16 protein-coding genes, 3 tRNA genes and 1 riboswitch are annotated in these 20,705 nt (G+C 53.7%); of the genes, 6 read left to right on the forward strand and 13 right to left on the reverse strand.

The features are described 5' to 3' along the window. Positions 1 to 55: 55 nt before the first annotated feature. The 5 genes from AUQ41_RS18045 to AUQ41_RS18065 form a co-directional block, all read right to left on the reverse strand. Positions 56 to 2,722 (reverse strand): valine--tRNA ligase, encoded by a 2,667-nt coding sequence (locus AUQ41_RS18045; RefSeq protein ID WP_063089658.1) that lies wholly within the window; start codon positions 2,720 to 2,722, stop codon positions 56 to 58. 90 nt (positions 2,723 to 2,812) lie between these two features. After that, a complete protein-coding gene (locus AUQ41_RS18050; protein WP_063089660.1) occupies positions 2,813 to 3,427 on the reverse strand; it encodes a DUF2497 domain-containing protein in 615 nt (204 codons plus the stop codon). 119 nt (positions 3,428 to 3,546) lie between these two features. Continuing rightward, a complete protein-coding gene (locus AUQ41_RS18055) occupies positions 3,547 to 4,899 on the reverse strand; it encodes a TolC family outer membrane protein (RefSeq protein ID WP_063089661.1) in 1,353 nt (450 codons plus the stop codon). A gap of 144 nt (positions 4,900 to 5,043) precedes the next feature. After that, positions 5,044 to 5,364, reverse strand: coding sequence for a rhodanese-like domain-containing protein (locus tag AUQ41_RS18060; RefSeq protein WP_231959732.1), 321 nt, complete (start codon positions 5,362 to 5,364; stop codon positions 5,044 to 5,046). Positions 5,365 to 5,377: 13 nt separating this feature from the next. Beyond that, positions 5,378 to 6,031: a protein-L-isoaspartate O-methyltransferase gene (locus AUQ41_RS18065; protein ID WP_063089664.1), complete on the reverse strand. Its 654-nt coding sequence runs from the start codon at positions 6,029 to 6,031 to the stop codon at positions 5,378 to 5,380. A 395-nt stretch (positions 6,032 to 6,426) separates the two neighbouring features. On the opposite strand from AUQ41_RS18065, the gene AUQ41_RS18070 reads away from it, so the two are divergent. The 6 genes from AUQ41_RS18070 to AUQ41_RS18095 all read left to right on the forward strand — a co-directional run bounded on the left by AUQ41_RS18070 (position 6,427) and on the right by AUQ41_RS18095 (position 12,875). Continuing rightward, positions 6,427 to 8,868, forward strand: a complete 2,442-nt coding sequence (locus AUQ41_RS18070; protein ID WP_063089666.1) for a methyl-accepting chemotaxis protein — start codon at positions 6,427 to 6,429, stop codon at positions 8,866 to 8,868. A 174-nt stretch (positions 8,869 to 9,042) separates the two neighbouring features. Beyond that, positions 9,043 to 9,116, forward strand: a tRNA-Cys gene (locus tag AUQ41_RS18075). A gap of 4 nt (positions 9,117 to 9,120) precedes the next feature. Then, positions 9,121 to 9,196: transfer RNA gene (locus AUQ41_RS18080), tRNA-Asn, on the forward strand. Between the two features lie 292 nt (positions 9,197 to 9,488). Beyond that, positions 9,489 to 9,564 (forward strand) — tRNA-Asn (locus AUQ41_RS18085). Between the two features lie 70 nt (positions 9,565 to 9,634). Beyond that, positions 9,635 to 9,949: a hypothetical protein gene (locus tag AUQ41_RS18090; RefSeq protein ID WP_063089667.1), complete on the forward strand. Its 315-nt coding sequence runs from the start codon at positions 9,635 to 9,637 to the stop codon at positions 9,947 to 9,949. Positions 9,950 to 10,184: 235 nt separating this feature from the next. Then, positions 10,185 to 12,875 carry a bifunctional acetate--CoA ligase family protein/GNAT family N-acetyltransferase gene (locus tag AUQ41_RS18095; protein WP_063089669.1) on the forward strand — a complete coding sequence of 897 codons (2,691 nt, stop codon included), beginning with the start codon at positions 10,185 to 10,187 and terminating at the stop codon, positions 12,873 to 12,875. A gap of 78 nt (positions 12,876 to 12,953) precedes the next feature. Here AUQ41_RS18095 and AUQ41_RS18100 read toward each other — a convergent pair whose 3' ends face one another. The 8 genes from AUQ41_RS18100 to AUQ41_RS18135 all read right to left on the reverse strand — a co-directional run bounded on the left by AUQ41_RS18100 (position 12,954) and on the right by AUQ41_RS18135 (position 20,205). Further along, the gene (locus AUQ41_RS18100; protein ID WP_063089670.1) at positions 12,954 to 13,391 is read right to left on the reverse strand and encodes a MerR family DNA-binding transcriptional regulator; all 438 of its coding nucleotides are present in this window, start codon (positions 13,389 to 13,391) and stop codon (positions 12,954 to 12,956) included. 120 nt (positions 13,392 to 13,511) lie between these two features. Next, positions 13,512 to 15,005 (reverse strand): hypothetical protein, encoded by a 1,494-nt coding sequence (locus AUQ41_RS18105; protein ID WP_063089672.1) that lies wholly within the window; start codon positions 15,003 to 15,005, stop codon positions 13,512 to 13,514. A 182-nt stretch (positions 15,006 to 15,187) separates the two neighbouring features. Continuing rightward, complete coding sequence (locus AUQ41_RS18110; protein WP_063089673.1) at positions 15,188 to 16,603, reverse strand: MFS transporter; 1,416 nt, start codon at positions 16,601 to 16,603, stop codon at positions 15,188 to 15,190. A gap of 36 nt (positions 16,604 to 16,639) precedes the next feature. Further along, positions 16,640 to 17,347: an energy-coupling factor ABC transporter ATP-binding protein gene (locus AUQ41_RS18115; protein ID WP_063089675.1), complete on the reverse strand. Its 708-nt coding sequence runs from the start codon at positions 17,345 to 17,347 to the stop codon at positions 16,640 to 16,642. Further along, the gene (gene cbiQ, locus AUQ41_RS18120; protein ID WP_063089676.1) at positions 17,331 to 18,128 is read right to left on the reverse strand and encodes a cobalt ECF transporter T component CbiQ; all 798 of its coding nucleotides are present in this window, start codon (positions 18,126 to 18,128) and stop codon (positions 17,331 to 17,333) included. Before cbiQ ends, AUQ41_RS18115 begins: the two co-directional genes overlap by 17 nt. After that, the gene (locus AUQ41_RS18125; RefSeq protein WP_232308449.1) at positions 18,125 to 18,721 is read right to left on the reverse strand and encodes a cobalt ABC transporter permease; all 597 of its coding nucleotides are present in this window, start codon (positions 18,719 to 18,721) and stop codon (positions 18,125 to 18,127) included. Before AUQ41_RS18125 ends, cbiQ begins: the two co-directional genes overlap by 4 nt. Further along, a complete protein-coding gene (cbiM, locus tag AUQ41_RS18130; protein WP_063089680.1) occupies positions 18,714 to 19,391 on the reverse strand; it encodes a cobalt transporter CbiM in 678 nt (225 codons plus the stop codon). Before cbiM ends, AUQ41_RS18125 begins: the two co-directional genes overlap by 8 nt. A gap of 16 nt (positions 19,392 to 19,407) precedes the next feature. Next, positions 19,408 to 20,205 carry a DUF4198 domain-containing protein gene (locus tag AUQ41_RS18135; RefSeq protein WP_063089681.1) on the reverse strand — a complete coding sequence of 266 codons (798 nt, stop codon included), beginning with the start codon at positions 20,203 to 20,205 and terminating at the stop codon, positions 19,408 to 19,410. A 169-nt stretch (positions 20,206 to 20,374) separates the two neighbouring features. Then, positions 20,375 to 20,572: riboswitch (cobalamin riboswitch) on the reverse strand. Positions 20,573 to 20,705 lie beyond the last annotated feature (133 nt).

A 20,705-nucleotide genomic window follows, 5' to 3' on the forward strand; every position in this document is an offset into this window, starting at 1 on the left:
AACAAAAAAGGCCAACCAAAGATGGCTGGCCTTTCTCGCAGATTGGTTCGAAACCTTACATCGCTGCAATACGCGCGAAAGCTTCGTTGAGCTTGGCAAGCGTATCACGTGCTTCTTCAAGCTTGGCTTTTTCGGCCGTGACGATGTGCTCAGGCGCGCGGCTGACGAACTTCTCGTTCGAAAGCTTGCCTTCCTGGGCCTTGATGTATTTCGTCTTGTCCTGAATTTCCTTTTCGAGACGCGCTTTTTCAGCGGCAACATCAATGAAATCGGCAACCGAAACAAAGACCGTCACGCCATCAACCACAGTCTGGATCGCACCTTTGGCAATCGCCTCGACATCGCCCTGCCCCTTAAAGGCAACATCTGCAACGCGCGCAAGGCGCTTGACCTGTGCTTCCTGTGCCGTGACAGCCGCCTTCATCGCGTCGGTGGCATCAACCAGATAGATCGGAACTTCGGCCGCCGGCGGCACATTCATTTCAGAACGGACACCACGGATATCCCCAATCAGGCGGATGGCCAGATCGACCTCGGCCTCAGCTTCACGATCAATCAGCGCGTCGTCAAACTGCGGATACCCTTCGGCGATCAGCATTTTTGCACGACTATCGGCGGTCTTTTCCCAAAGCTCTTCGGTGATGAACGGCATGACCGGATGCAAGATCAACAGGATCTGGTCAAGAACCCACGCGGTAACCGCACGAATTTCCGCCTTGGCTTCCTCGTCACTGCCCATCAGAACCGGTTTCGCCAGTTCCAGATACCAGTCACAGAAAGAACCCCAAACAAACTGATAGGCACTGCTTGCGGCATCGTTGAACCGATAGGTCTCAATACCGGTGCCGACGGCCTTGGCCGCTTCAACCGTTTTGCCAACGATCCAGCGACCAAGGGTCGATTTCACGTTCGCCGGATCAAAGCCATCAACCGGCTTGCATTCATTCATTTCGGCAAAGCGGGCCGCATTCCAAAGCTTGGTCGCGAAGTTGCGATAGCCTTCAACACGGGATGCGGCAAGCTTGATATCACGGCCCTGGGCTGCCAATGCCGTCAGGGTAAAGCGCAGCGCATCACAGCCATATTCGTCAATGATCTCAAGCGGATCGATAACGTTGCCCTTGGATTTTGACATCTTCTGGCCGTGCTCATCACGCACCAGCGCATGAATGTAAACGTCACGGAACGGGACTTTGCCGTCCATGAAATACATGCTCATCATGATCATCCGGGCAACCCAGAAGAAGATGATGTCAAACCCGGTGACCAGAACATCGCCCGGATAATATTTGGCAAGTTCCGGGGTCTTTTCCGGCCAACCCAGCGTCGAATACGGCCAGAGACCAGATGAGAACCAGGTATCAAGAACGTCGGTTTCCTGGGTCAGCTCGACATCCTTGCCATAATGAGCCTTGGCGGCGGCCATGGCCTCTTCCTCGGTTTCTTCAACGAAGAATTCGCCGTCGGGGCCAAACCATGCCGGAATACGATGCCCCCACCAAAGCTGACGGGAAATACACCATGGCTGGATGTTGCGCATCCATTCGAAATAGGTGTTTTCCCAGTTCTTCGGCACAAAGCGAATGCGGCCATCTTCAACCGCCTCGGTGGCGGGCTTGGCAAGAACCTCGGCGTTAACAAACCACTGATCGGTCAGATACGGCTCAATCACGACGTTCGAACGATCGCCGTATGGAACCATGTGAACGGTATCCTCGATCTTTTCCAGAAGACCGAGTTCGTCCATCTTCGTAACGATCAGTTTACGGGCTTCAAAACGATCAAGGCCACGGTATTCCTCGGGCGCTTCATCATTGATGCGCGCATAATCATCCAGGATGTTGATCTTTTCGAGACCAGCACGTTTGCCGACTTCAAAGTCATTGAAATCATGCGCCGGTGTGATCTTAACAGCACCCGACCCTTTTTCCGGATCGGCGTAATCGTCCGCGACGATCTTGATGCGGCGTCCAACAATCGGAAGAATGCAGTATTTCCCGATCAGGTCCTGATAGCGTTCGTCATCCGGGTGGACGGCAACGCCGGTATCGCCCAGCATCGTCTCGGGACGGGTGGTTGCAACGGTGATGAACTCGCCGTCACGGCCTTCGATCGGATATTTGAAGTGCCAGTAATGGCCTTTGACTTCTTTCTGAACGACTTCAAGGTCGGAAATCGCGGTCAGAAGTTTCGGATCCCAGTTCACCAGACGCTTGTCACGGTAAATCAGGCCATCCTTGTGCAGCTTAACGAACACCTTGCGGACCGCAGCCGACAAGCCATCATCCATGGTAAAGCGCTCACGCGGCCAATCGGGCGACGCGCCCAGACGGCGCAGCTGATTGGTGATAGTCCCGCCGGATTTCTCTTTCCACTCCCAGACCTTCTCGACGAACTTTTCACGGCCAAGGTCATGGCGTGTGACGTTCTGTTCGCTAAGCTGGCGTTCAACGACCATCTGGGTCGCGATACCGGCGTGGTCGGTGCCCGGTTGCCAAAGGGTATCCTTGCCCTTCATCCGGTTATAGCGGACCAGGATATCCTGAAGCGTGAAGGTCAGTGCATGCCCCATGTGGAGGCTACCGGTCACGTTGGGCGGCGGCATCATGATGACATAGGGATCGGCACTCGATGCCGGATCAGCGGCAAATGCCCCTGCTTTTTCCCATTTATCGTAAAGTCTGCCTTCAACATCGGCCGGGTTGTAGGTCTTCTCCAACATGGTCTTTTGATCCGCTGCGGGTTTAATTGTTTATCCAAAGAAAAAGCGGCGCACCGTTGGCGCGCCGCTCGAATGTCAAAATCGGCTCGCCTACAGGTCTTCGGCGCGGTTCACAATCCGCTCGATTTCCTTTTTCACAAGGCGTTCGATCATATAGGGAAGGTTTTCGTCAAGCCATTCCTTAAGCAACGGACGCAGCATATCGCGCACCAGATCCTCAAGGGTTGCGTGACCCGCGTTAATGCCAAGGGCAACTGCGCGTTTCTTTGCAACAGCTTGCGCCAGTTCCGAGATGGTTCCGGTGGCCGTCGATTCCGTCAAATTCGAAATCAGCGGTTCGTCGTCTTCATCATCGTAAAGGGCTGGCATTGCCGGTTCGGGCTCTGGTTCCGGTTCCGGCTCGTCGAATTCTTCTTCCAGAGGTGTTTCATCGAAATCGAGCATATCGTCGAGTTCGAGTTCTTCCTCTTCTTCGGGCTCGTCGAGCTCCAGTTCCTCGGGTTCTTCCTCGAACTCAAGTTCCTCAGGCTCTTCGTCAAGCACAAGTTCGTCGATTTCTTCTTCAGGCTCGGGTTCTGGTTCCGGCTCGGGCTCAGGTTCTGGCTCCGGTTCCGGCGTCGGTTCGGGTTCAGGAGCAGCTTCCTGTTTTTCTTCATCCCCCTCATCGGCAAGAATCTTGCGGATGGACTGGAGGATATCCTCCATGGAAGGTTCTTGTTGCCCGTCACTCATAATTAAACTTCCGCACTAGTGTCATTTAACCAGACCGATCCGACGCAAGTTCGAAGGCAGGATGTCGCCAACCTGCCCCGACCATCAACCAATCAATCCGTTCCCCACCACTGGTCCTTGACCTTGTTATAGTTGGACTCAGTGTCATAAATTTCGACCGGCAGACCAAGGACCTGCGCATTAAGCGCTCCCATGGCAGCCTTAACCTGAAACTCGGCAACCGCAGCGTCACGGCGCGACCCCACAAGATCCACACGGGCCTGCAACAGTTCCTGTTCCTGATCAAGAACATCAAGAACGGTACGCGAACCAACCGATGCTTCACGCTGAACGCCATCAAGGGCGACTTCAGCCGATGATACCTGTGCCTGCTGCGATTCGATGCTTGCACGTGCTGTAACAAGCGTCTCCCAAGCACTGGTTGCATTTTCGATTACTGAACGGCGCGCTTCATCAATCTGGATCCGGGCCTGACCGGCGGTCTGCTTTGCCGAACGCACGTTCGAGAAAACAGCACCCTGCTGGTACAGCGGTATCGAGACTGACGCGATAATGTCCGCCGTATCAGACGTGAAATCATCGTTCGAGGCTTCATGCTGACGCTCAACCCCGGCAGCAAGGCTTACTTCCGGATAAAGCGAACCTTCGCTCAGACGAATGTCGGACTGAGCAGCTTCTTCGCTGTAAATTGCCTGCAAGACGTCAGGGTGCTGACCCTGTGCAATCGTCAGAACATCGGAAATGCTTGTCGGAAGTCCCGAGAGCGCATTGGGAATTTCAAGATCGCTTGGCGGATTCCCGACAAGGCGCTCGTATTGCGCCCGGGTATTGGCCAAGGCACCCTGTGCCGAGATCAAATTGGCCTTTGCACCTGCAAGGCGTGCTTCGGCCTGGGACACGTCTGTCCGGGTCACCTCGCCGACATCAAAACGATCACGGGTTGCTTCAAGCTGACGCTCCAGAACACGCACGTTGTTCTGATTAAGCTCAACAACCGCAGTATCACGCAGAACGTTGAAATACGCCGTTGCCACCTGAAGCATGACATCCTGCTCGGTCGAGCGCAGCGACGCGCGGGCAGCCTTGATGCGGGCCTCTGCACGTTCGGTTTCTGCCGTGGTACGGCCGCCACGATAAAGCGGCTGCGTAACGTTGAGGCCAACCGTATAAGGCGTCAGGCTGTTATCTGTTTTCGTACCGTTGACTTCTGTTTCCGTATCACGAACGCCAGCGCTACCTGAAAGGCTTACACTCGGCCGCCAGTTTGACAATGCCGAGGAAATTTCTTCATCGGTCGAACGAAGTGCCGCACGACCGGCTTCGAGTGTCGGGTTGCTCTGGTACGCCTTGATAAGTGCGTCTTCCAGGCTTTCTGCAGAAGCGCCGCTGGCAACAATGCCGCCGGTCGCCAGAATACTGCAGGTCAGCAAGAACCGTTTGATCATTTATCTACCCTTGTAAAATCCTACACCAAGTCCCGACCCCGGCGCAGTTTCACGTATGGTAACGACGGAAGGAAAATTTTCCAAGAAAAGAGGCATTTGCATCAAAAAAAAGTAATTTGCCCCGTTTCTCCGTCATCGCCGTTTTCAATCGTAGCGGCTCATATCGCGCTCAACTTCAAGCGCCCATGCATCTATACCGCCGCGAACATTAAAAAGCTCTTTAAATCCATGATCCTCAAGCAACAGGCCCGCATGGCGACTGCGAACGCCATGATGACAAATGATCGCCAAAGGCATATCAGGCGCCAATTCATCCAACCTTCCCGATAGTTGGGAAAGAGGGATATGGAGCGCCTGATCTATCGCGCAGATTTCAAGTTCCCAATCTTCGCGGACATCAAGCAAGGCAATCGGTGCATTCGCATCAAGCCGTGACGCAAGTTCAGCACAACTGATGTCGAGCACCGTCAAACCTCAATCAGAATACAAAGCTTTCTGCCGGCTCAAATCCCGGAAGATACGGAATGTTCGCATCAAACAGATCGCGATGCCCGATGACACCGTTTTCACGCTCGTAAAGGCGTGCAACGCCTACCTTGCCTGGCTCACGAACCACGGCGAGCAAACGACCACCTTCGGAAACCTGTTCAAGGATGCCCGCCGGAACTTCTGCAACAGCACCATCGAAGACGATGACGTTGTAAGGAGCCTGTTTGGCATACCCTGATGCAAGATCACCTTCGACAACAATGACATTGTCATAGTTGAGCTTCTGGAAGGTGGCCTCGGCTGCGGCAGCCATATCCTTGTCGCTTTCGACAGATACCACAGTTTCTGCCACGCGCGAGATCAGCGCGCTGGAATAGCCGTACCCGGCACCAATCACCAGAGCAACATCCGTTTCAGCAATCTCGGCATTTTGCATAAGGCGCGCAATCACCATCGGCTCCATGGCAAAACGCCCGGCGCCCACAGCGATATCCTCGTCGATATAGGCAACGCCGCGCTTGGCTTCCGGCAGGAACAGTTCGCGCGGAACCCCTTCCATCGCTGCAATGACCAGCGGATCGGTAACCTTGTTGGTCCGAACCTGATTTTCCACCATGTTATGGCGCGCGATTTGGTAATCCATGATTATCTGACCTGAAAATTCTCGCGAGAAACAGACCACAGTCCTCTTGTTGTCCCCAAAGACGGCTGCGGCAATTGCCCTGTTTATAGTCAGCACTTAAGCACCTGACAACCACGGATCAAGCTCAACCTCCTCTTTGGGCGTGTATTTTCTGCTCTTTTCTGGCGTTGGCGTCACATCGCAACATTTTTTTTGGGGCCTTTGAAACAGATCAGCGCCAGGCTTTTGCAAACGAAGCATAAAAAAATCTTGGAAACAGACTAATACATCCCCAAATGAGGATACCATACATAAGTATATGTTCATAATCTAACTACAAGCATTACCTGCAAAACTACCCTCCCACAACCGCGCGCGGCGTGGCATACCACGCCTTACTTTAGGGATCTACTGACATGCGTGATAATGGTCCTGTTACCAATCGCGAAATTCAAATGAAAGACGAGGATATCCTTGTCTCGAAGACGGACATTGGTGGGCGTATACAGTTTTCGAACCAAGCGTTCGTTGATATCAGCGGCTATAGTGAAGAAGAGCTTACAGGCTCCGCACACAACATTGTTCGTCACCCGGATATGCCGAAGGAAGCCTTCGCCAATTTGTGGGAAACCATCAAGGCCGGTTTGCCTTGGCAAGGTTTGGTTAAGAACCGCGCAAAAAACGGCGATCACTATTGGGTACGCGCCAATATCACGCCAACCATCGATAACGGCGAAATCGGCGGCTTTATCTCAATCCGTACAAAACCGACTGAGGGTGAGAAGAACAAAGCAGAACGCGTTTATTACGACATGCGCTCTGGTGCTGCCCAAAACGTCGGGCTTGAGTATGGTGAAATTGTCGACACAAGTGCTTCTGCGAAATTCAAAAACTTCCTTGCCAGCATCAAGGGAAGCCTGACCGTTGCCTTTGGCACGATGGTGTTCCTGATGCTGTTGATAGGTGGATATGCACTCTATGGCGAGTTCCAAACCGAACAGCGACTTGAAAGCGTATATGAAAACCGCGTGAAGCCGCTAAACCTTCTTAAGCAGGTATCTGATGACTACGCTGTGTTTGTGGTCGATGCATCACACAAGGTACGCAATGGCAACTTTACCTGGCAGGAAGGCCTTGAAAGCATTGATATTGCGGAAAAACGCATCAAGGACAACCTCGATATCTATTTTGCACGCCAAATTGACCCGGAAGAAGCCGATATCGTGCAAAAGGTTCGCGACTTAATTCCTCCGGCAGATGAACTGATTGGGCGCCTGCGTACAGTTTTCCTCGAAGAGGACACCGCTGAACTTGATGCGCTCGTCAAGGACGAACTCTATCAAACCATCGACCCCCTTACCGAGCAGATTGGTAATCTTTCTATCGTTCAGAATGATATTGTCGGCAAGCAGGTTACAGACGCTCGATCCGAGTTCTTTGTTACGGTTGCGATTGATACTGGGTTGTTCTTGCTGGCGAGTATTCTGACCGTTGTCTACGGCATTTGGCTTGTTCGTAAATTCCGCAAACCTCTTGTGGTGATGGAACAGCACTTTGAAGCTATTGCGAGGAACGACTCTTCCTACTTTATCCCGCTTCCGGATATGCCAGACTTTAAATCACTTACCCAGCAACTTCGTGCCTTGCACGCCAAGCTGGCCTATAACCGCCTGGAACGTGATGAGAATGAAGCCAAAGCAAACAACCAGCGTATTGGGGCCTTGCGTGGGTTGGCTGAGACCGTCGAAAAAGAACTGCAAAAGGTTGTGCAGTCGATTATTGATCAGACAAGTCGTCTGAATGCGGCTGCTGGCGATATGGCCGGCTCGTCCGAACGTGTCTCTGAAAACTCTGAAAGTGTGGCAGCAGCTGCACATGAAGCACTGGCAAATGCGGAGACGGTATCTGGTGCGTCCGAGGAACTAGCCGCTTCGATCCGTGAAATTACCCGCCAGATCGAAGAAGCCACTAACCTAACGGCCGAAGCCAACAAGGCAGGCCAAAGTGCCGAAAGCACTGTGACGTCGCTTAAAGACAGTGTTGATCGCATCGGTGAAGTTGCAGAGCTTATTGGCGACATTGCAGCACAGACCAACCTTTTGGCTCTAAACGCAACCATCGAAGCCGCGCGCGCAGGTGATGCAGGCAAAGGCTTTGCCGTTGTTGCCCAAGAAGTCAAAAACCTTGCCAACCAGACAGCCAAATCGACCGAAGAAATTACCCGTCAGCTGGGCGAAATCCAGAATGTTACCGGCACTGTTGTCTCCACTGTTCAGCAGATGACCGCAAGTATCCGTCGCGTTGACGAGGTTGCGTCCAACGTTGCGATCAGCGTGCGCCAGCAGGACGATGCAACCCAAGAAATCGCCCGTAACGTGGTTCAGACAGCAGAAGCATCGAACGAAGTAACCGAAAAGATCGGTCATGTTGCCTCCGAGGCGCAAGACAACCTCATCCGTGCGGCTGACATGAACAAAATTGCCGAAGAAGTGGATGTAAGCATCGCAGAACTTCGTAAAAGTCTTGTACGAATCGTTCGAACCGCAACCCCGGAAGTAAACCGCCGCAAGGATCCGCGTTATGATGCGCAGATCAAGGTAACCGTCAAAATTGGCGGTAAATCTATCGCTGGTCAGACAATCGACATCTCTGTCGGTGGCGCGAAGGTCTCCCTGCCCGAACCAGTCATGCAGGGCGCGAAAGGCGAGATCACCATCGAGGGTCCGAATACGACCATTCCGTTCGAAGTCGAACACGTCCTAGACACCATCGCAAACCTTGATTTCGCCCCAAGCAGTCTTCGTGAAGAACGTCTGCGCCCTTGGCTTGAAAAGCGCTTTGGGAAGATGGCCGGGTAACAGCACGCCATTGTCGCTTCACTGACTTATCCATCTTTAAAGATCGCCCGGGGAGTTTTCCCGGGCGTTTTTTCTTTTTCGTAGCACTAATCCCCAAGCCTTCAGAAAAATGTAAAATTGGGTGCTTGACGGGGTGCGTTTGTTGAGGCTATACACCGCTCCAGCCAACGCGAAGGCGCGATGGCGGAGTGGTTACGCAGAGGACTGCAAATCCTTGCACGCCGGTTCGATTCCGGCTCGCGCCTCCACTGATCCGGCATAGCTCAGTTGGTAGAGCAAATGACTGTTAATCATTGGGTCGCAGGTTCGAGTCCTGCTGCCGGAGCCATAAACCCCTGGAACTCTGTTCCGGGGGTTTTTGCTTTCCGGGCCAATATAACTCCGCAGTTATTCCAAGTGTAATTTGCCCCTTCCCGATCACAGAACACGATGCGCTTTACGCGATCCAATTCAACCAGTTGGGAAATGGTTTCCATCATTATCGCGCCTGCCGATAACCTGTCGCGACCATGTTGAAAAAAGACGCGATTTTGGCCGGATTTTCTCAAAAAAGGTCTTGCGGGCCTCGGGCTGTTTGATTATACACCTGCCACGCGCATCGAAAGACGCGCAGTACCTGATCCGGCATAGCTCAGTTGGTAGAGCAAATGACTGTTAATCATTGGGTCGCAGGTTCGAGTCCTGCTGCCGGAGCCAATTAAAAAGGGACCGAACGTAATGTTCGGTCCCTTTTGCTTTTGAACGTCAAAACACGGATGTTTACCCCATGAAAACCATCAAAATCGACCTTCGCGAAGTTGAACTCGCCACCCTTTCCGGACCGACCCGCGGATGGTTGATCACGGGCGAAGGCGGGGTCATTCATGGCTTGGTGCACCCGATTGACGGGGATCTGTTCACGATCTCGTCGACAACCGATGCCCGGATACAGGCGTTTGGCTGGTGCCCGATGTTCGACAGTCTGGCGCATGTCCAAGCCGACCTTGAAATCGCGCTCGCCATGAGCTCACAGGACGAAGTGGAAGCCTGGCTTGAAGAGTCCGAGCGATTTGACGATGGGCATCATGGTCACGTGCATTAATCGTGACGCAAGATCTCCGCACTTCACGCTTCCCATAGCCTGCCGCATCGCACTGCCATAAAAACTTCGTGTTTGCAGCGCTTTATTGATGCACAGCAAATCAATATAATTGGCATCGCTCTAAAATATCGCACCGCATCATGATGGTGCGCTGAAAAAACAGCGCATGCATCACCATATAGGGCGAGTTGGCCGAAATCAGGTCTGCCCACACAGGACAAGGCGCAAACTGGCGATGAGTACAATCAATCTCGATCATCTGTTCAAACCGAAATCGGTCGCCGTGATTGGCGCTTCCAATCGGCCGCACTCCGTCGGCAGCGTGATTATGAAGAACCTGCTTGCCGGTGGATTTGACGGGCCGATCATGCCGGTTAACCCACGCAGTCAGTCAATCGGTGGCGTTCTGGCCTACCCCGACGTCAACAGTCTGCCGGTGGTGCCAGAGCTTGCCGTGATCTGTGTTCCGCCCAAAGGTGTCGTTCCGGTTATGGAATGCCTGGCCGAAAAAGGCTGCCTTGCCGCGATTGTCCTGACAGCAGGTCTGAGTGCGGAACAATATGATGACAACCGCACGGTCAAACAGGCGATGCTTGATATTGCGGCCTCCAAGAAGATGCGTCTGCTGGGTCCGAATTGCCTTGGCCTGATGGTGCCGGGCATTGGCCTGAATGCCAGCTTCAGCCATCAAAGCATTGGCAATGGCAAGATTGCCTTTGTTTCGCAATCAGGTGCCCTGTGTACCGCAGTTCTCGACTGGGCTGCTGCTCGTGGAATCGGCTTTTCCCACTTTATTTCGCTGGGTGAATGCGATGACGTCGATTTTGGCGATGTCATCGACTATCTGGGTTCTGATCCCGATACCCGGGCGATCATGCTTTATATTGAGTCCATTCACGAACGCCGAAGCTTTATCTCGGCCGCCCGAGCCGCATCACGTAACAAACCGATCCTGTGCATCAAATCCGGTCGCTTTGCCGAGGGTGCAGCTGCGGCCGCGTCTCACACCGGTGCGCTTGCCGGTGCCGATGATGTTTTCGATGCTGCCATCAAACGTGCCGGTGTTTTGCGCGTGTACACGGTCAGTGAAATGTTCTCGGCTGCCGAAACACTATCGCGGATGCGCCCGTTCCGTGGTGACAAGCTTGGTATCGTGACAAACGGTGGCGGGATCGGGGTGCTTGCGGTTGACGCCCTGATCGAAAGACATGGCCAGTTGGCCCACCTTGACGACGAAACCATAGCAGCCCTTGATGAAGTCCTGCCGCCGACCTGGTCCCACGCCAACCCGGTTGATATCATCGGGGATGCACCGGGTGAACGTTATGCCAAGACCATTGAAGTTGTCCTGAAGGACAAAAATATCGACAGCTTGCTGGTGATGCATGCCCCGACGGCCATCACCGATCCGGTCGAAGTCGCACAGGGTGTGATTGACACCATCAAGAACAGCAAGAAAAACATCCTGACCAACTGGGTTGGCGAGGCCACCGTGGCCGAAGCCCGCAATATGTTCTATGCGGCTGGTATTCCGACCTACCGTACGCCTGAAAATGCTGTTGCCGCCTTCCAGCACATGGTCAATTTCCGCAAGCTGCAAGAGCTCTTGATGGAAACACCGCCTTCGGTACCGCACGATTACACACCTGATGTAGACAAGGCACGCAGCATCATACACGCCGCAATTCATGCCGGACGTCACATGCTGACCGAACCGGAAGCAAAATCGGTTCTGGAATGCTTTGGCATCAATACGGTCAAAACCTATGCCGCCCTTGATGTTGAAGATGCCGTTCGCAAGGCAGAAAAGATCGGCCGCCCGGTCGCACTCAAGATCCTGTCGGACGACATCAGCCACAAGTCCGATGTCGGCGGCGTTATCCTGAACCTTGAAAACGGTGAGGAAGTTCGTGCTGCGGCGGAAAAAATGCAGCGCGTTATTGGCAAGAAATTCCCGGAAGCCCGCCTGCGCGGTTTCACCGTTCAGGAAATGGTCAAACGTGACGGCGCGCGTGAATTGATTGTTGGCATGACCACCGACCCGATCTTTGGCCCGGTGATCCTGTTCGGGCATGGCGGTGTCGAAGTCGAAGTTGTCCGCGACCGCGCCATGGCGTTGCCGCCGCTGAACATGAAGCTTGCCCGTGAACTGGTTGAAGGCACACGCATTCATAAACTTCTGCAAGGTTACCGTGATGTCCCGGCGGTCAACCTCGAAGAACTTTACATGACCTTAGTGCGGCTTTCGCAGTTGGTTGTGCAGTTGGGCGAAGTTGTCGAACTTGATATGAACCCGCTTCTGGCCGACCGTGAAGGTGTGATTGCGCTCGATGCCCGGATCAAGGTAACGCCAAAGGTTGTAAGCGATGAACAGCGCCTGGCCATTCATCCCTACCCGCGCCACTTGAAGGAAAAGGTGGTGATGGATGATGGGACGACCTATTTGCTGCGCCCGATCAAGCCCGAAGATGAACCGGCCCACTACGAATTTATGTCGCGATTAACCCCGGAAGATATTCACTTCCGCTTCTTCGGCTCAGTCCGTGAATTGCCGCATTCGGAAATGGCCCGTCAGACGCAGCTTGATTACGATCGCGACATGGCTTTCCTTGCCATTCTACCAAACGGTGACCAGGAAGGCGAAATTCACGGTATCGTTCAGGTCGTGATTGATCCGAACAACGAGAAAGCCGAATACGCCATTATGGTGCGATCCGATATCAAGGGCCGCGGCCTTGGCCGTATTCTGATGGAAAAGATGATCGAATTCTGCCGTCGCAAGGGCACAGAAACCTTCATCGGCCAGGTTCTGCCAAATAACCGTCGGATGTTGACCCTTTGCGAAAGCCTTGGCTTCAGCCGCAAATTCATCCCGGATGAAGAGGTGTTTGAAGTCACCCTGCCCTTGCAGCGTGAGCCGGAATAAACCGCACCATCATGACCAAACAACAAAAGCCCGGTGAAATACCGGGCTTTTTCGTTTCAGGCATGAGTTTCAATAAATTCAGGCGGTTTCTGCGACAAGCTTGGCCTTGATATCGGCAACGGCCTTTTCCGGATCGATGCCCTTTTCACGAAGCGAATCAATTGCTTCATTCTCAATCGTGCGCAATTCCTGCAAGGTCGTTTGCACGTCTTCGAGCTGCTGTTCAAGCTCTTCGATCCGGCGACGCCCGACCAGCATCAGATGCGCAAGCTGTTCCGTCCGACTGCGGTCTGCGTCATAGAGATCGATATATTCCTTGATATCCTCAAGCGAGAAACCAAGACGCTTGCCACGCAGCACCAGCATCAGCCGCGCCCGGTCACGGTAATTATATACGCGCGTCGCACCGGCACGCTGTGGTGCAAGCAGGTTCTTTGTTTCGTAAAACCGGATCGCGCGTGGCGTGATGTCGAATTCTTCGGCCAGCTCGGTAATGCTATAAAGCTTATCGTTCATGTTTTTTCTTGTTTGTTGAATGCGGTGCGTCACCATCGCAACATTCCGACAGCCCAGTCAACTGATTTACGCATACGTAAGGCCATAACACCGCGTGCCGGGCGTTACGAAGACGTCCTTTCAATCACTGTAAACAGGCAAACTTCGAACGTAATCCAGATCGACGGGAACATAGTCCGGCCCCTCGAAGATCTCCCCATCTGTCAAAGCACCAGGCCAGAATGCACGGTGAGACAACCATGTCCCGCCATCTGGCATCGGGATGCTTAGTGTGTCGCAATACCCCTCGCGATGTTGCGCACGAAGATCAAACCGCCCGGACAGCCCATCTTCGAACAACGGGTCATCGGAAACGCGCGGATCACGCAAAACACCATCATAGGGCGCAAACACCGCCGGATATGTCGGATGGTTGGCAAGATCGCCTTCAAACGAAACAGGCAATGGACCATCCGCCGACAGCGAAAGTTTGTCGGCCGGACCAAAGAATGTCTGATCAAATGGCATCAGGTCGTCGGGAAGTTTTGCTGGATCGGCATGTTCAATCGCATTGCGGGCATTGATCAGGCCACGCGTCGTGCCCTTCTTGATGTATTTCTGGCGCAGGAAAAAGCTGTTGTGCAGGCAGACGGAAATATAATCCGGCTGGGCCACCGATCCGCCCTTGCCCAGTTTGAAAACAGCGCCGCCGTTATTCTCGTCCCCTTCTGGGCCCGGTCGGCTGTCAAACCAGCAGATATTGCCAAAATAATACCAGAATCCGCCACGCACACCGTCCTGCGAGAACAGCTTATGGCAGTTATAAAACCGGTTGCGGCCGATCCACCAGCCAACGGCGGTTGCTTCGGGCTCTATCGGGTTATCGCGGATATATCTGAACCGGTTGTCAAATATCCGGACGTCGCGGTTAAAGCTGCCTACGGGTGCATCCAGATTATGCTGGGATACATCCATCCGAACGCCGTTATAACAATCACAGATATCGTTTCGGATGATTTCGACATCCCCGATAATATCATCAGCCCCGAAGAACGCCCCGTTCAGGTAGCGATATTCAACCTCGATCACATTGCCGTCTTCGTCCTTGCCGTCATGAATTTCATCCCAGCGAATCTGACGCCAGATATCGGGGTTTTGGACCCAACGGCAACCCGTGATCGAGATGCCGCGGGTTTGTTCGCCGTTGGCATAAAACGCATAGGTGCCCTCGGTGATATCAAGGTCGCTAAACGCCAGATGATGACTGTTTTCAATATAAACCGCGCTTGGCCAAGCCCGCTTGATGGTAAAAAGCTCAAGCCGGATATGGGCGACATCAATCAATTGGAAGACGGCATAACCATCGCGTCCCGGATTGCTTGCCGAAACGGAAGGATCAGGAAGCTTTGCCGCGTCGATTATCGCATCGGGTTCGCCACGGACAATGATCGGTTGATCAGCCGTTCCACTGCGCGGGAAATGCAAGGGTTCAGCAAAGCAATAATCCCCCGCGATCATGCGGATCATTTGCCCGGGCCGACTTTGCGCAATCGCCTGATCAAGGGTTAATGTCGGGCGGATTTTGGCATCAATCCAATGTTCTTGCCCGTCTTCTGATACATATACAACTTCCATAAACCGCCCTCCCTGTTTGGATTGCAAAACCTTAACGCAAAACAACCGGAGGCCAAGTCTGTTGTTTCAGGTGCGCGGTGAAGACACCCGAATTCATATCCTCATACTTTTTGAAATGTCACCACGTACCGTGCAAAACGCAAAAGTGAGCTTTCCTCACATTCGGGTTTTGGCCCCATTCCCTAGACCCGATCGCCGCTTTCCATCGGCCATTTTGTATGGTGGCTGTCGATGACAAAGCGATGCTTGTGGGTTACTGGCGGGTGGAAGTGCCGATGACGATGCTTGTCTGTTTCGGCCGCATGTTCATGAACATGGACGTGATGCGGGTCATTGTGGTCGTGCGGATGTTCGTGCCAAAACCCCGGATGACTGTGTTTGATTTCAAGTCTGTCTTCCTTCGGCCAGAGCATGACAGCAACAAGCACAGAACCGATTGCCATGCCGCCTGATGCCAGAAAAGCAACTGACAGATCCGCCAAACTTCCCAGCCAGCCAACGATGCCATACGCAAACAACCACCCGCCATGCGAAAGCGCGAAGTTGGCCGCAAAAAACGCAGAACGATCCCCGTCCCCGGCAGACCGTTGCACAAGCCGTCCGCCGGGGGTCTGGGCAAATGTTGTACCTGCCCCGGCAATCAGCCACAGAACTGCGAAAGCGATGACCGACCCAAAATCTGAAATCATCAAAGCGCCGCCCAAGAGCATTGCGACCGCCGCGGCGACAATACCGAACAACATCAGATGGCGTTCGCCGACGCGTTCGATCAGCCGCGGGATCAGGAATGCCGCACACATTGATCCGGCGCCGGCACAAGCCAAAAAGCTTGTCGTCAGCAACTCTGCCCCACCAAGAATGCCGCGGGTCAGAACCACGGTATTGACAATGATCATTGCCCCAACCGATGAGACGGCAAAGTAAACGGCCAGAAGCCCGCGCAAACGCGGCGTCTTCAGATAAGCCACAATGCCAAACACCGTATTGGCATAAATGCCGCCAGTCCGATCCGTCGGTGCGGCCTGCGGGATCTGTGCTGTCATGATCAGCAAAGCCGAGATCGCAAAGGTCAGGCTATTGGCCAAAAACAGACTGTCAAACGACCACACAACCAAAAGGGCCGCGGCCAAGGCCGGGCTGGCCAGATTTTCAAGGTCATAGGCCAGCCGCGCGTAAGAAAGCCCCTTGGTATACGCCTTTTCATCCGGGAGAATTTCCGGGATGATTGCCTGAAACACAGGGGTAAAGGCGGCCGAGGCCGCGTTTACAACAAACACCAGAACGAAAATCTGCCAGACCTGATCAACAAAGGGCAGACAAAGCACGATCCCGGCGCGCAACACATCCAACCCGACCAGCCACATCCGACGCGGCAACAGATGGGCCATGCCCCCAGCCACCGGCGCGATCACGAGATAGGCCACCATTTTCAAAACAAGGATGGAGCCAAGCACCCGACCAGCGTCGTCACCGGCAAGATCATAAGCCAACAGCGATAGCGCCACCGTCGTCAGCCCGGTCCCGATCAGGGACGTAATCTGGGCGGAAAACAGATGGCGAAAGGCCGGTTGCGAAAACGGGGATAGGTTTGTTGTCATCACCGCCCTTTCATGCTCGTCCGAGGCACAGGACCCTCAGGATGTGGCCTCGGCCTGGTTGGTGCGTTCACTGGCCGTGCATTTCTTGTCTGGCAACTGAAGCACTTTTCCGGTGCGCAATTCAATGATCCGCGTTGCAAGTTTCCGTCTGAAATGCGGATCGTGCGACACAAGGATCATGGCTTGTGGCAGCCCCAGCAGGATTTCTTCAAGCCGTCGCAGGTTTTCTTCATCAAGCGCGTTTGTCGGCTCATCAAGCAGCAACACATCGGGCTTCATGGCAAGGACAGCTGCCACCGAAACAAGCCGTTTCTCACCGCCGGAAAGCTCATGGGTAATCCGTTCGCGCAGGTGTTTGAGATGCAGTTGATCCAGGACCCCATCCACGATCGCAAGGGCTTCTTCGCGACTGGCACCGAGGTTTAGCGGACCAAAAGCGATGTCCTCGATCACGGTTGGGCAGAACAGCTGGTCATCGGGATCCTGCACGATAAAACCAACCCGGCAGCGCAAATCGTGAAATTCGGCATCGGTAACCCGCGGGGTGCCAAAGGCACGGATTTCACCCGCATGCGGCTTAATCAGGCCGACAAGAATACGCAAAAGCGTGCTTTTACCAGCCCCATTCGGCCCTGCAAGGAACAGTCGTTCACCCGGATCAAGCGTCAGACTGACGCGATCGAGCACATTCTGCCCTGCCCGATAACCATAGGAAATATCATTCAATTCAATAAGCGACGACATACATGCGATCCATCACGACAAGGGCAATAATCAGGGCAAGGAAGAAAACGGCAAATGCACCGTCACGACGCTTGAATGCCAGATCATCTATCATCGGGAAATGACCACTAAATCCGCGGCACTTCATGGCTTCCAGCACACGTTCGGCCCGTTCAAGCGACCGCACCACCAACATGCCAAACAAATAGCCAAAAGACCGGTAGGTATGGGCATTATTGCGTGCCTTAAACCCGCGAAGTTTCATCGCCATGCGAAGACGATGATATTCGTCATGAAGCACCGAAATATAGCGCACCGTAAACATCATCAGATGCACCAGAACCGGCGGACATTTCAAACGATATAGCGTGTGGCCAAGTGTCACCGGCGTCATACCCGACAAAAGGCTAAGCATCATCAGGACAACCGCATTGGCCCGTATGCCAGCAAGGATGGCATGCATCAGGCCTTCCTTGCTGGCCTCTGCCCCAAGCACCGAAAACATCGGTGTTCCGGGGGTCGTAAACGGCAACATTATCAACATGACGATGATAAACCCGTCCATGGCTGCCATGCGTTTCAGGGTTACGCGCAGCGGCAAGTCCGTCAGGCTCATGGTAATGGCGGCAAATATCAGGGCACCCAGTGCAAATTCGATCTGATGCAGGGCCACCACGACAATTGCAAAAACACAGGCCGCGACCACACGTACCCTTGGATCGAACGTCCCGACGAATGACGGTGATTGTCCGCCATGTGCCTGAACGCTCAGGGGTTGGTCATGTCCGAAAAGGTGGCTCATGCGTTGGGTGCTTTTGCTCTTAGCCGTCGCGCAGCGATGTAATAAATGATCCCGAAGGCACCGAATATATAGCCAATGCCGCCCAGAATCGATTGAAGATCATTCTTTTCCTTATAGGCGGTGAGCTCGCGCCTGAGAGGACGCAATTCGTCACGCACGATGGTCGCGATGATTTCTTCCTGTTCGCGGGAAATTGCAGGCCCAGCGTTTGATCCTGCCCTCGATGCAGTCGGCGCCTTTGACGATGCTGTTTGTACAGCCGCATCAACATCCGTCAGGTCCGCAATGGCAAAGGTTGCCTCGGCAACGTGCCCTGCCCCGAGATCGGCCCGAAAACGCAGATCAATCTGTTGGCTTGGCGTGTAGACAAAAAAACCGTCGCCGTCGGTGGTAACTTCATCAATCTTGTTGCCATCAAGATCAAAGATCTCAACAAGCGTGTTTTCGGCCATGACACCGTTGGAGAAACCGATTTCACCTTCGATGTTTGAACCACTTGGAAACAGGGATGCGATAACCTTGTGCGCCTGTGCAGGTGCTGCGCCATACACAAGCATGCCAAGGGCACAGACCAGCATGAGTGATCTAGCCATTGGATGCCTCGCCCGCCTGCTTTGCACGCAAGGATGCTGTCGCCTGCATCTCAAAACCGGATGTCTGATCGGCGGGTTGCAGCAAGGCCGGTTTGACCTTGGCGATCAGATACACCGATGCCGCTGACACCAACCCTTCGACCACCATGATCGGAATGTGGGCAAAGAAGACCAGCTTGGCCGCCGGAACAAATGCATCACCACTGAGTGCAAGCGAAATCGCGACAAACACCGTTGTCAGCGCGATGGAAAACGCACCAGCACATCCACCAAGCACGGCCGCCGTGACCGGGCTGCTGCGCGACACCATTCCCCGGAACAAAAGGCCCGCCAGCACAGCCGGAAAGGCGATATTGACCGTATTGACGCCAAGAACCGTCAAACCGCCAAAGCCAAAGAAAACGGCCTGAAGCAGGAGACCGACAAAAAGTGCCGGAAACGCGGTCCAGCCAAGCACGAGCCCGGCAAGACCGCTCATGATCAGATGCACACTGGATGGTCCCACCGGCACATGAATAAGCGAGGCAACAAAGAATGTTGCCGACAAAACCCCGGTTGCAGGAATTTTATCGATTGGCAGTTTCCGCAGTCCAAGGCCAAGTCCGGCAATTGCAAGAATACCCCCGCCAATCAAGACTTCCGGTGCCAGCGCACCATCAACAATATGCATCTGTTTTGTCCCTCGCCTATTTCACATCATAGGCGCGAACCCACAGGACTGCATCCTGTGAAAGTTCCTTGCCCTGAAATTCTTTGTCAGGGCCGCTGCCAAGTGCTGCAAATCCCCAAAAACCTGCCTTGGGGACACCAAAAGTGAAATACCCGTTTTGATCGGAAATGACCACAACCGCACCACCGGGCATTGGCGATGCCGTTGGCCCTTTGGGTGTGTTGCTGGCCATATCGGGTTCTGCGGCCATGTATTCGATTTCGACTTCAACACCGGCCACAGGTTGGCCTTCGCTTAACACTCGGCCAGTAAAGGTCGAACCGGCAATGATGTTGGTTGGTCGATTAAGCGGCAGGATTTCGGTTTTAAGACCTTGCGGTTCCATCCAGTCGGTCGGAATTTCATTGCGGTTTACATAGGACTTCGTGATCTGCTGGATGAAGATATCTTCGCTTTCTTCATAATACGGTGCGGGGACCACCACCATGACGTAATCACCGCTGCGGCGCAGAGTCAAAGTTGCGTCAAAGGCCGCTGCCGAGTTGGCAATTCCGGTGAAAGTAATCGGCGTAAGCGTTGATTTGAGATCAAGTTTCTCACCGCGATTAACCGCATAAAATTCAAGCGGCTCGGCCATATCCATGACATGACCGTTTTCAAACGGGTGCCAGAAAATCAGCTTAACCGGCTGATCCCCGGCCTTGGTCACGTTCACGTCCGGCGTATAGGCTAATTGAAAATGCGCATGCGCCGGCATGGCCGCCGACAGCACACAGGCGCTTGCAATCGCAAGCCTGCCAAGGGTCTTAAACATATAATCGTCTCTTTCTCAAACGATGCACGCAGGCCAAAGGCCCAGCGCACAGGGTCAGGACAAAGAACGATAGGATGGCTGGAAGCAAGATTGCGGATCTTCAAAAGACCGTTTGTACCCCTGCAACCTGACGCTCACCCCGGCGTCCAACAGTTTCATACCGGGCAATCGGCACCCGGCAGTCAAAGGCAGGTCTCCTGGCTCACGGTTTAAAAAGCAATGCGCCTTCCCGGTTTGCACCAGTGGCATATGCAATGCTCTGACCGCTTACAGTTGCGGGGGCAGCCGTGGCTTTGTCATGCATGACGCACCACGTTCCCTTTTAAGTTGGTCCAATCGGATCAACACCAAAGACAATGTCATAATCCACGTCGGACGGATTGCTGTCAACTCCCTGCCCCAAGGTCCGTGACAATCTTTTTGCGGATGGCTTGACGCGCTTTAAACCGGGCGCGAAGATCACGCGCAATTTTGCCGACGGGCCCCGAAAGCCTGCAATC

Origin of the sequence: Thalassospira sp. MCCC 1A02898, assembly GCF_001618185.1 — a bacterium.
In the GTDB taxonomy this organism is placed as follows: domain Bacteria; phylum Pseudomonadota; class Alphaproteobacteria; order Rhodospirillales; family Thalassospiraceae; genus Thalassospira; species Thalassospira tepidiphila.